Genomic DNA, 11,367 nt, shown 5'->3' with positions numbered 1-11,367 from the left:
AATGCCGGGAAGACGTTCTTGATCTTCGTGCAAGGGCCGGGCGGTGTGAGCCGCAATCGGACGGCGGCGATCACGGGTGAGCCGGCGGGCTGTGCGCTTGGCAACGAGCAAGGCATACAGGTCACCTTCACCTGCAACTCGACTACGCCGGTGGTCTGCCCGCCGGGTACGCCGGGCTGCCCGCCGCTGCCCGACATTCCGCTGGTCAACGGTTGCGACCTCGGTCGCAACACGACCGGTCAATTCTTCCTTGATATCTTTGGTTCCAACATCAAGCAAGATGCGACCGTAACAATCGGTGGTGTGTCGCCCAAGAAGGTCAAGTTCATCGAGCTTGAGCCTGGCTCGACCACCAGTTTCAGAACGATTCGCGTGGTCAAGAAGATCTGCGGCCAGTTGCCTGGGAACATCGTCGTGACGAACCCGGGTACTTCCGGCGGCTCTTCATCAGCGTTCTTCTGCAACAAGTCCTGCCCGACTAACTAACCGCTTCGCGCCGCGAGGAAGGCTGAGACCTTCCTCGCGGATGCACAAGCATCAACCGGGGGCCGCAGTAATGCGGCCCTCTTTTTTATTCTTTAGAGCGGGTTTCAATTGGGTGTAGCGCAATCTGTTAGCTTGCGCAGCGACTCGCGCAAGCTAACAGATTGCGCTACATATTGCCGTCAGACGGGTGAGTGATAGATTGACCCTAGGCTATCTTAGCTCGTGTTGTAACTCGCTGACCTCTTGGCCGCCTTGCGCCGTCACGGGCTCGCCTTTGAAGGTCAGGCGAATCAGCGGCGGCGCGGCAAGCGTCGTAATCACCGCCATCGCGACAACCAGACCGTAGAGCGCATGGTTGCCGGTCAGCGATAAGCCGATCTGCGCGACGACGATCCCGACTTCACCGCGCGGAATCATCCCCACCCCCACCTGCAAAGCGCGCCGCCTGCCCATGCCGAGAGCGCCGATGCCGCAGCCGATCAGTTTAGAAGCGATAGCCAGCGTAACGATTACCGCTGTGAGCAGGACAACACTCGGCGAAAGGAAGATCGTCAGGTCGAGCTTCATGCCGATGGTGACGAGAAAGAAGGGCGTCAGAAATTCGCTCAACGCCTCGGATTGCTGGTGCAGCGGCGTGCCGTCGGTGATCTCCGAGAGCGCCACGCCCGCCAGGAATGCGCCGATGATTCCGGCGATGCCGATGAAGCTCGCGACTGCCGCCAGCCCGAAGCAGAGGATGAGCGCGAAGATCAGCAGCGAATGGGTGATTCGCAGGTTGTGGACGGGCTGCTTGACGCGCTTGACGACGCGTGCGCCCAGTGTGATGGTGAATACAGTGAAGCCAATGGCCAGCCCCGCCGTCAGCGCCAGGTGCAGATAGTTGACCTGGCCTTCGGCCAGGCTGCTGACGACGGCAAGCACCAGCAAGCCGATGATATCATCAATTACCGCCGCGGCCAGAATGACGCGACTGGCTTCAGCCGTAATCAGCCCGAGGCCCGACAACACCCGCGCCGTGATCCCTACAGAGGTCGCTACCATCGCCGCGCCCATAAAGATCGCTTCGACCCGCGAGTATCCGGGCCACAGCGACAGCAGCGCCCAGCCGGCAATGAAAGGCACAATGACGCCGAGGATGGCCGACGTCAGCGCCGTGGTGCCGACTTTGAAGATGTCGCTCGGTCGCGTTTCAAGCCCGACCGTAAAGAGCAGAAAGATGACGCCGATCTCCGCCAGCGCATCCAGCACAGGGGTTGGCTGCACCCAGTTGAGCAGCGCCGGGCCAATGAGAATGCCGGCCAGGACTTCGCCGACCACCGCCGGCTGACGCAGGCGCTCGAACAATTCGGCCAGCAGCTTGGCCGCCAGCAGCGCGATGAACAGCGCCAGCAGGACGTTACCGTGATCGGCGGTCGCCGATAGCCAGGCCGGACGAGTGAAACTTTCCAAGGCGGCTCCCTCTTCACAATGTCATTCAGGCGACGCGACTGCTAAGATTTCAGTAAGATACTGCGATAATCTATAGACGAAGGCAAGGAAGGCGTCGAAGAACAATTCGCCGCCGCAAGGCGTAGGCTATGACGTTATGCAACCAACTCCGCGCGCCATTCTGGCGATAGATACCGCGCCGTTCGCCGATTCGCTGATGCTGCTGGCGGCAATCCGGGCGCTGAGGATTGCCATGCCGCAGACCTTCGTCGCCGTCGCCGCGGCCACAGGCGTTAGCGAATTGTTGATGGCGGCGCGCCTGGCCGATGAAACGATTGACCTCGGCGTCATCAAGCCGCACGAAGGCGGCGACGGCTTGAAGCGACTGGTGCGTCTGTTCAAGCGTGCGCGCCGGCGCGACTATGACCTGGTGCTCGATTTTTCGCCGAAGCTCGACACGCAGGTGCTGTCACGTCTGGTGGTGCGGGCGCGCACGGTGATGCCGACGCGGCTGCCGCGCCTGCTTGAGCTATTGACGCGCGGCCCGCGCAACGGCGGCGGCAGTTATGAATCGGTGCTGCGCCAGGTGGGCGTCGAGCTGCGCGACGAGCGGCTCGGCATCATCGTCCCTACCGAAGAACATGGGCAATTCGAGAAGCTGCTCGAACGCAGCGGCTCGCGCGGCGGCGAACCCCTGGTCGCGCTCTATGCGGCTGCCGCGGGCCATGAGAGCGGCTGGCCTGTGAGCGCCTTCGGCGAGATCGGGCAGCGACTGACTAATGCCTTCAGCGCCCGCGTGGTTGCTCTAAGCGAGCCGGGCGATCAGTCATTCACGACGGCTGTAGGCCCCTTGCTGCCCAAGTCGGCGATCAAGCTGGCGCCGCCGCGCGCCCTTCAGCTTGCCGCCACGGTGGCGCGGGCCAGCCTCGTGGTCACAGACGCTTCGGGTGTCGCGCGGATGGCGACCGAAGCCGGCACCCCTGTGATCGAAATCGTCGAAAACCAGAGCGCCGCGCGCCCGGCCTCGGATTTTCACCGCCTCGTGCGCGGCGCGTCACGGCTTCGCGTCAGCGCCGACGAAGTGTACGAGCTGGCCTGCACGCTGATTCAAGCGAGCCGCAGCGCCCAGCTCTTTCAGCAGTGAAGGTTTCAAGGCAGATCGTGGCGAGGTCAGAAATCAAAGTGCCGAAAGCGGCCAGGGGTTCTCGTCACCGAAGGATTCGTGTATAATCGCAGTCGCAGGGGTTTAGCATTTGCAGCGCATCCACACCGAGTAGTACGGGCATTCTACAATCACTGAGGAGGGGCCATGAATAAACTACTCTTGCTTCTGGGTGTCATTGGGATTGGCGTCGGATCGTTCTTTATTTACAGGTATCTGTACCCGTCACCCCCGCCTGCGAGCCGATCCGACCTGATTCTCGGAGGAACTTGCTTTGCCGTCGCGCTGGTCTGCTTTGCGGTCTTCTTCTTCAAGAGATTCCGCGCCGAGGCTGACCAGGACATCAGCATCACCAAGTTCTAAGCGATTTCGGCTTTTGAAAACGGCTAGCGATGCTTTGACTGTAACCGACGGCGAGCAACCGGCCCGTACATATCGCCCGGTGGCCCGCCGTCACTTAAGCCTTCATGCTCCGCGCCGAGGGTGAGGATGGAGAGCTCTTGTTTGAGCCTTCGATCCCGTGGCCCCTGCCGGGCGGTTGCCGTGATGGTCACCCACGCAATTCCCGCGCGGCCTCACTGATGCGCCGCACCCCTTCGCGAATCATCTCCAGCGAGTTGGCGTAAGAAATCCTCAGGTATCCTTCAATCCCGAAAGCCGAGCCGGCGGTCAAGGCCACGCCTTTCTCTTCGAGCAAGACGCGGGCAAGCTCCGACGACGTCTTGACGCGCCCGCCAAGCAATCCCTTGATGTTCGGCATGACGTAGAAAGCGCCTTCCGGCAGGTCACAGGTGATGCCCGCAATGTCGTTGAGCGCCGGCACCAGCCAGTCGCGCCGCCGCTGATATTCGGCGATCATCTCATGAATCGAAGTCTGCGAGCCGTTGGCCGCTTCGATGGCTGCCATCTGCGTGATCGAGTTGGCGTTCGAGGTCGAATGGCTCTGCACCTTGAGCATCGCCTCAATCCATGCCTGCGGCCCGAGGCCAAATCCCAGCCGCCAGCCGGTCATGGCATGCGACTTGGAAAACGAGCCGCAGATCATCAGCCTATCCCGCAGCTCAGCCGGCAACTGGCCGGCAGTGAATGGCGTCGCCGGCGGGTAAGCGAAGTAAAGGTAACATTCATCACTAATCACCCAGACGTCGCGTTCGGCGGCCACTTCGACGATCTTGCGAAACTCGTCGGGCGGGATGATGCGCCCTGTCGGGTTGTTGGGCGAGTTGAGGATGAGCAACCTTGTGCGCGGGGTGATGGCGGCGCTGACCATCTCGGCGGTCAGCAGGAAGTGATTCGCCTCGGTATCAATGGTGACGGGCTGTGTGCGCAGGAAGCGGGCAATCTCTGGAAACGTCACCCAGTAAGGCGCAGGAAGCAACACCTCGTCGTCGGGGTTGAGGAGCGTCGCCATTGCATTAAAGATGGCCTGCTTGCCGCCGATGGTGACGATGACCTGCGCCGGGTCAGAGTCGCTGCCAAAATCGCGCTTGAGCAGCTCGACAATCGCTTTGCGCAAAGGCGCGATGCCGCTGGTCGCGGTGTAGCGCGTGAAGTTTTGATCGAGCGCCTGGTGCGCCGCCTGCTTGACGTTTTCCGGCGTCGGAAAGTCCGGCTCGCCCGCTCCCAGATCGATCACTTCGACGCCCTGCGCGCGCAACCGCTCGGCGGCCACCAGCACCGCGAGCGTTGATGAGACGGTCATGTCGGCGACGTAGGCCGATTCTTTGAATTCCGCTTTCTTCATTTGATCACCAGGAGGCAGGCGGCAGGCGGCCGTCGGCAGGAGACAGGCAGCCACAACCTTCTGCCCGGCTTCCTGCGTCCTGCCCCCTGCTTGCTGTTTCCTTCACCCCTTTACTTTCTCTCGCATGCGCTGCTCGACCCATTCGGGAACCAGCCCGTTGATCGAGCCTCCCAGCTTGAAGACTTCTTTGATGAGCCGGGAGCTGAGATAAGAATAAGCCTCTGCGGCCATCAGGAAAACGGTTTCGACGCCCGGCTGGAGCCGCCGGTTCATCAGCGCCATCTGCAACTCGTACTCGTAATCAGAGATGGCGCGGATGCCGCGCACGATCACTTGCGCTTGCTGCTCGATGGCGTAATCGACCAGCAATCCGGCGAAGGTGCCGACGCGCACGTTCGGCCAGCGCGCCACCTGGCGGATCATCTCGACGCGCTCTTCGACGGTGAACATTGGCTGCTTGTCGAGGTTGACCAGCACGGCGACGATCACTTCATCAAAGAGCTTTGCCGAGCGCTCGATGATGTCGAGGTGGCCCTGAGTCATTGGGTCGAACGAGCCGGGGTAGATTGCGCGTCGCGTCACTCCCTTTCTCCTGATGTCTGTGATGGCGCAGGCTGCCTGTAAGTTCAGGGAGTCTAGCACACCCTCGCGCCGCTCGCCAGTTGCCGGTAGTCGCTCGCCAGCCGGTATGCTATATTGCAGGTTTACGACTGAGGTAACCTCGAACGCCTATGTCCTACGCCCTGTCTATCATCATCCCGGCATACAATGAAGCGACCCGCATCGGCCCGACCCTCGACGACGTGCTGGGGTTTCTGCGGCACGCGGCTTACCGGGCTGAAGTCATTGTCGTCAATGATGGGTCACGCGACCGCACGGCGGAAGTTGTCGGCGAGCGCATGGCCGCTTACCTTGAGGCCGGCCACGAATTGCGCTTGCTGACGAACACGCCGAACCGCGGCAAAGGCTACAGCGTGCGGCGCGGCGTCAGCGAAGCGCGCGGCGAAGTGATCCTGTTTACCGATGCCGATCTGTCGTCGCCGATCAGCGAAGCCCCCAAGCTGCTCAACCCGATCTTTGCCGAGCAGGCGGATGTCGTCTTCGGCTCGCGCGCACTCAACCGCGAGATGATCGGCGTGCATCAGCCGGCGATGCGCGAGTTCGGCGGCAAGGTGTTCAACTTCTTCATGCAGATGATCACCGGCCTGCGCTTCAAAGACACGCAATGCGGCTTCAAGGCGTTCCGCCGCGAGGTGGCGCGCCCGGTCTTTGCCATGCAGCGCATCGAGCGCTTCGGCTTCGACCCCGAAGTGCTCTACATTGCCCGCAAGCGCCGCGCGCGGTTGCTGGAAGTCGCCGTGGTCTGGAATCATGCGGAAGGCGGCGAGCTTCAAAGTAAGCTGAATTATATGCGCGACTCGCTGAATATGTTCACTGATCTGCTGCGCATTCGCCTCAACGACATCAGAGGGCGCTACAGCCTGGCCGCGCGCGGCGGCGCCATCGCGAGTGCTGAGCGCCGGGCCGGCGCGGAAGAACCTTAATGATTCGACTCAACGTCAACATCGATCACATCGCGACGCTGCGGCAGGCGCGGCGCACCTATGAGCCGAGCGTTGTCGCCGCCGCCGTGCTGGCCGAGATGGCCGGCGCCCACGGCATCACGATTCACCTGCGCGGCGACCGCCGGCACATTCAAGATGAGGACGCCCGCACTCTGCGCGCCGTTGTCAAGACGCACCTGAACATCGAGATGGCGGCGACCGATGAAATGGTCAAGATCGCCTGTGAGGTGAAGCCGAACGCGGCGACGCTGGTGCCGGAGCGCGCCGAAGAAGTGACGACCGAAGGCGGCCTCGATGTCGTGTCGCGCGAAGAGGAGCTTCGCCGCGTCACGGCTGAAATCGCCGATGCCGGCGTGCTGGTGAGCGTCTTTGTTGACCCGGACCTTGCGCAGATCGAAGCCTGCCAACGTGTCGGCGCGCGGCAGATCGAAATCTGCACGGCGCGTTATGCCGAGCTGACCGACCCGACGCGCCCCATGGGATTAAGCGACATCGAAGCCGAGCTGACGCGCATCACCGAATGCGCCGACCGCGCCGGCGAGCTGGGCTTGCAGGTGGCCGCGGGCCACGGGCTGACTTACCGCAACGTCGCGGCCATCGCCGAGATTTATCCGATTGAAGAGTTGAACATCGGCCATAACATCATTGCGCGGGCGGCGCTGGTCGGCCTTGAACGAGCGGTGCGCGAGATGATCGCCGCCATCAACGGGCGACTGCCCTAGAGCGTTTTTCAATCGGGTGTGGCGCAATCTGTTAGATTGCGCCGCGACTCGCGCAAGCTAACCGCATTGCGCCACAAAGGCACGAAGCCACGAAGAGTCACGATCTGCCTGACAACGGATAACTGGCGACTGGTAACTACCTCGGCTGGTAGCTGGTCAGGTTGCGCGCCTTGTCGCGGTGGCGCTCGATGGCGAGCTGGATCAGGCGGTCAATCAATTCGTTATAGGGGATGCCGCTGGCTTCCCAGAGCTTCGGGTACATGCTGATCGAGGTGAAGCCGGGCATGGTGTTGATCTCGTTGATGATGACCCGGTGAGTCTGGTCTTCGACAAAGAAATCAACCCGCGCCAGACCGGCGCCGTCTACGGCCTGGAAGGCTTTGACGGCGTCGCGCTGCAAGCGCTCGACAATCTTCTTCGGCAGCCGCGCCGGGACTTCGGTGCGCGAGGTCGTATCAATGTACTTGTCTTCGTAATCGTAAAACTCGTGGCCGGTGATAACTTCGCCCGGCAGGCTGGCAGCCGGCTCGTCATTACCGAGCACGCTGACTTCGATCTCGCGCCCGACAACGGCGCGCTCGACAATCACCCGGCGGTCGTAACGCGCTGCGTCGTTGATCGCCGCGCGCAACTCGCTGCGGTCTTGCGCCTTCGAGATGCCGACCGACGAGCCGAGATTGGCCGGCTTGACGAAGACCGGGTAGCCGAGTCGGCGGGCAATCTTCTTGATGATGGCGTCGGGGTCGGCTTCCCATGCGGCGCGCAGGAACCATTCGTAATCCGCGACCGCCAGGCCGGCCTGCACGAACAACTGCTTCATCACCACTTTGTCCATGCCCGTCGCCGATGCCAGCACGCCGCAGCCGACATAAGGCACGCCGGCCATCTCCAGCAACCCTTGAATCGTGCCGTCTTCGCCGTAGGTGCCATGCAACACCGGGAAGACGACGTCCAGCGGTTGGCTGAGATTGGCGTCGAGCCGCTTCAATCCCTGTTGCGTCGGGTCGCCGATGATGGCAACCGACTGCTGATGATTGGCGCGCATCACGGTCTCCGGCAGCAAGGCTTTGGCGTCGCCCGACACCAGCCAGCGGCCCTGCTTGGTGATGCCGATGGGCACGACTTCGTATCTCGTTTTGTCTATCGCGTTGATGATCGATTCGGCGGAGCGCAGCGACACTTCATGCTCTCCTGACCGCCCGCCGAAAATGACTCCGACCCGGATTCTCTTTGCCAACGATTCCCCCTTGCTGTAGCGCAAGCGGTTAGCTTGCGCCTTGACTCGCGCAAGCGGTTAGCTTGCGCTACATGGCAGACGCAAATGAAGACGCGCGCCGTTCGAGTATCTATTCGCGCTTCTGTTCACGCATTGCGCGCTCGGCCTCGTGAAGGCGCTGGCGCATTCGGATGATCTTGCGCCAACTGATGACGAGGTGTGCGATGCAGAAGCCGACCGGCAACAACACAAACGGACTGGCCAGCAGTTTCAGGAAGCGCGCGAGCGAATTCGCCCACACAGGCATGGCCGCAATCAATGCCAGCGCGACGAGCGGTACGAACACACGCGCTTGCTCGGCGAGCCGCGATTCGCTCTCGGCCAGCCCGATGGCCAGCCTGTGCCGCTCGGCCTCGCGTGTCGCCGTCGTGGATGGCTCAGGCGATAGTTCGTCCGGTAGTCGCATCTCTCGCTGCCCTGCTCACATGATCTTTTTGCCGAGCGCCGACAGAATCATCTCGACCGCGAGCTGCGCCGTCTGGTTCGCCGTGTCGTAGAGCGGGTTGACTTCCGTCAGCTCCACTGACACGACGCGCCCCGAATCGGCGATTTTCTCCATCGCCAGATGGCCTTCGCGGTAAGTGACGCCGCCGCGCTCGGGCGTGCCGACCCCCGGCGCGTAGAATGGGTCTATGACATCCATGTCCATCGTCACATGAATGCCGGCGGTGTTGCGCGCCGCGATCTGAATCGCCTCTTCGACGCAAGTACTCATGCCGCGCTCATCAATCTCTGTCATCGTAAAGACGCGGACGCCGAGCGAGCGCAACAGCTCGCGTTCGCCCGGATCGATGCTGCGCGCGCCGATGATGGCCGCATTCTCAGGCCGCACTTTCGGCGCGAAGCCGGCCACCTCTGTCAGCTCTTTCGCGCCGTAGCCGAGCAGCGCCGCCAGCGGCATGCCGTGAATGTTACCCGACGGCGTCGTTTCGGGCGTGTTGCAGTCGGCGTGCGCGTCGAGCCAGATAATCCCGACCACAGCGCCCGCCTCGCGAAAATGCGCGGCGACGCCGGCAACGCTGCCGATGGCTATCGAATGATCGCCGCCCAGCACGACGGGCACCGCGCCTTCGGCGAGCGCCGCTTCGACCCTCTGAGCTAACTCTTCTGAGGCGGCGGTGATCTCAGGCAAGAAGCGGGCGCGTGTATGCACCTGGGCGACGGCTTCCGGCGGCGCGACGTGGACGTTGCCGGCGTCGGTGACTTCGTAGCCAAGAAAGGCGAGGGCTTGATTGAGCCCGGCGATGCGGATCGCCGATGGCCCCATGTCAACCCCGCGACGTCCGGCCCCCAGGTCCATCGGCACGCCGATAATTCTACAGCGGCGTTTCACAGTCATGATGCCTTTTGCTCCTTTCGGAAGCGCCGAAAGGTTCCATCTCACGATAGTCGAATGGGATGGGCTCGTCAACAAACGCCGCCGGCTTTGATGGGCGATTCGACGGGGGATTAAAGCGGACAAAAAAAAGGGCCGCTCGCGGCGGCCCAACCCATTTGAGGAAAACGATGCGTGGTCAAACTTTAGTGGCCGGCGGTGTCGTCGCTCGCCGTGGTGAAGCCGTACTGGTCGGCGCGGCTCGCGACTTCGATGGCGGCGAGAATCTTCGGCACGTAATTGCAGGTCTCTTTCGGCAGCAGTTGCTTGTTATAGATCTCCCAGAAGTTGGCGCGCCCGTTCTTGACGACCGCTTCCATCACGCGCGGCTCGCCCGAATTGTAGGCCGCCATCGCCAGCGCCCAGTCGCCGAACAGCGTGTAGAGGTCGCGCAGGTAAGAGGCGGCAACGCGCGTCTGCTTCAGCGGGTCGGCGCGCTCGTCGTTGCCGCTTTCGACCGTCATGCCGTACTCCTTGGCGGTCTTCGGGATGAATTGCCAGATGCCGCCGGCAGCCGCGGGCGAAACCGCGCGCGGGTTCCAGACGCTCTCGACGTGCGCCAGCCAGACAAGGTCTTCCGGCAGGCCGGCGCGGCGAAATTCCTGGCGCGCCATCTCAAGGAAAGCGCTGCTGCGCGTAATCCCGATGGTCATCGTCTGACGGCCCGTCTTCGTCGTCGTGTAGTAGTTCACCCAATGCTCGATGGCCGGGTTCACCTGAAAAGTCATATCGCCCACAGTGAGCTGCGCCGGCACGTCGCCGTCGGCAAGCTCCGAAGCATTTTCTGTCGCCGTCGTGGCGGCTGGTTCGTCGTCGGCCGAAGCCGTCGCGATTCCGGGCAGAGCGTCAGCGCCGGGAAGCTGCGGCACAGGCATGGCCACGTCTGCGACCATCTTGTCGGGATCAACCGGCGGATCGCGGCGCACGCGCATGGCGCGCACTCCCGAAGCCATCTCCGCAGGCGTCGAGTGACCCGCGACGCGACGGGCGACGCGCTTGTAATAATCGGAGAGGTGCGAATCGTTGTTTGCCGCAGTGGCGAGAATGTCGAGCGCTTTCTCGAAATCGGCGCGCTTGCGGCTCAGGCCGCGCGGCGGAATCTCTGTCAAGGCGATGGCCGAAGTCGAGCCATTCAGCGACGCTTCGGTCGCCCCGGCGGGCTGGCGGTGCTTGACCGCATAAAAGGAGGTCGCAACCGCCATCACGGCAGTCAGCAGGGCCGTCGTGGTGAGCTTGCGGACGATCAGTTTTTTCTTGGGCAGAGCTTCCAAACTTGAGGCAAAGATATGTCTGATCTTCATTGACTCTCCGTGAGGTACAACCGGTCTTACCGGGTTAGCCAATGGTCAATAATTCTGGAGTTTTGTGGAGAATTTCAGGTGCGTTTCGCTGTGCCTGAGGTCGGCCAACTTCGAATGACTGCCTGTCTCCCCATCCCCCTTGCTCGTTCTTGAAACCGTCATGTGGTGGCGACAATTTAATCTTATCAACACCCCATGTCGGCGTCTATACCTTTGTCGCGGTGCAAGAAAATCACAAGAAAAGCAGGGATTCAGGCATCGGCGGCCAGCCGGCAGAGGTTGAGCAAAGCCGGGCTTTCTGCCATCAT

General features: G+C 62.1%; 12 protein-coding genes. 5 read left to right on the top strand and 7 right to left on the bottom strand.

The features are described from left to right. Nucleotides 1-486 (top strand): hypothetical protein (locus VJ464_20755; protein ID HKQ07568.1); only part of this gene is annotated, 486 nt, incomplete at its 5' end. A 210-nt stretch (nt 487-696) separates the two neighbouring features. On the opposite strand, the gene VJ464_20750 is transcribed toward VJ464_20755, so the two are convergent. Continuing rightward, a complete protein-coding gene (locus tag VJ464_20750) occupies nt 697-1,935 on the bottom strand; it encodes a cation:proton antiporter (GenBank protein HKQ07567.1) in 1,239 nt (412 codons plus the stop codon). Nucleotides 1,936-2,071: 136 nt separating this feature from the next. On the opposite strand from VJ464_20750, the gene VJ464_20745 reads away from it, so the two are divergent. Together VJ464_20745 and VJ464_20740 are read left to right on the top strand one after the other, a co-directional pair. Next, complete coding sequence (locus VJ464_20745; protein HKQ07566.1) at nt 2,072-3,058, top strand: hypothetical protein; 987 nt, start codon at nt 2,072-2,074, stop codon at nt 3,056-3,058. Nucleotides 3,059-3,223: 165 nt separating this feature from the next. Continuing rightward, nucleotides 3,224-3,439: a hypothetical protein gene (locus VJ464_20740; protein ID HKQ07565.1), complete on the top strand. Its 216-nt coding sequence runs from the start codon at nt 3,224-3,226 to the stop codon at nt 3,437-3,439. 187 nt (nt 3,440-3,626) lie between these two features. On the opposite strand, the gene VJ464_20735 is transcribed toward VJ464_20740, so the two are convergent. Both VJ464_20735 and coaD read right to left on the bottom strand, forming a co-directional pair. Further along, on the bottom strand, nt 3,627-4,820 hold the full coding sequence (locus VJ464_20735; GenBank protein ID HKQ07564.1) for a pyridoxal phosphate-dependent aminotransferase: 1,194 nt from the start codon (nt 4,818-4,820) through the stop codon (nt 3,627-3,629). Nucleotides 4,821-4,922: 102 nt separating this feature from the next. Beyond that, nucleotides 4,923-5,402, bottom strand: coding sequence for a pantetheine-phosphate adenylyltransferase (gene coaD / locus VJ464_20730; GenBank protein HKQ07563.1), 480 nt, complete (start codon nt 5,400-5,402; stop codon nt 4,923-4,925). A gap of 149 nt (nt 5,403-5,551) precedes the next feature. Between coaD and VJ464_20725 the strand changes: the two genes are divergently transcribed. Both VJ464_20725 and VJ464_20720 read left to right on the top strand, forming a co-directional pair. Beyond that, complete coding sequence (locus tag VJ464_20725) at nt 5,552-6,364, top strand: dolichyl-phosphate beta-glucosyltransferase (GenBank protein ID HKQ07562.1); 813 nt, start codon at nt 5,552-5,554, stop codon at nt 6,362-6,364. Then, complete coding sequence (locus VJ464_20720; GenBank protein HKQ07561.1) at nt 6,364-7,107, top strand: pyridoxine 5'-phosphate synthase; 744 nt, start codon at nt 6,364-6,366, stop codon at nt 7,105-7,107. The genes VJ464_20725 and VJ464_20720 overlap by 1 nt, the downstream gene beginning before the upstream one ends. 136 nt (nt 7,108-7,243) lie before the next feature. Here VJ464_20720 and VJ464_20715 read toward each other — a convergent pair whose 3' ends face one another. The 4 genes from VJ464_20715 to VJ464_20700 form a co-directional block, all read right to left on the bottom strand. Next, on the bottom strand, nt 7,244-8,344 hold the full coding sequence (locus VJ464_20715) for a D-alanine--D-alanine ligase (protein ID HKQ07560.1): 1,101 nt from the start codon (nt 8,342-8,344) through the stop codon (nt 7,244-7,246). Between the two features lie 109 nt (nt 8,345-8,453). After that, the gene (locus VJ464_20710; GenBank protein ID HKQ07559.1) at nt 8,454-8,789 is read right to left on the bottom strand and encodes a hypothetical protein; all 336 of its coding nucleotides are present in this window, start codon (nt 8,787-8,789) and stop codon (nt 8,454-8,456) included. A gap of 15 nt (nt 8,790-8,804) precedes the next feature. Beyond that, complete coding sequence (rocF, locus tag VJ464_20705) at nt 8,805-9,722, bottom strand: arginase (GenBank protein ID HKQ07558.1); 918 nt, start codon at nt 9,720-9,722, stop codon at nt 8,805-8,807. 182 nt (nt 9,723-9,904) lie between these two features. After that, nucleotides 9,905-11,059, bottom strand: coding sequence for a lytic transglycosylase domain-containing protein (locus VJ464_20700; GenBank protein HKQ07557.1), 1,155 nt, complete (start codon nt 11,057-11,059; stop codon nt 9,905-9,907). Between the last annotated feature and the right edge of the window lie 308 nt (nt 11,060-11,367).

Source organism: Blastocatellia bacterium (assembly GCA_035275065.1).
Lineage (GTDB): Bacteria > Acidobacteriota > Blastocatellia > UBA7656 > UBA7656 > DATENM01.
The sequence above is the reverse complement of the archived record's forward strand: the minus strand, read 5'-3'. Positions and strand labels throughout refer to the sequence as shown.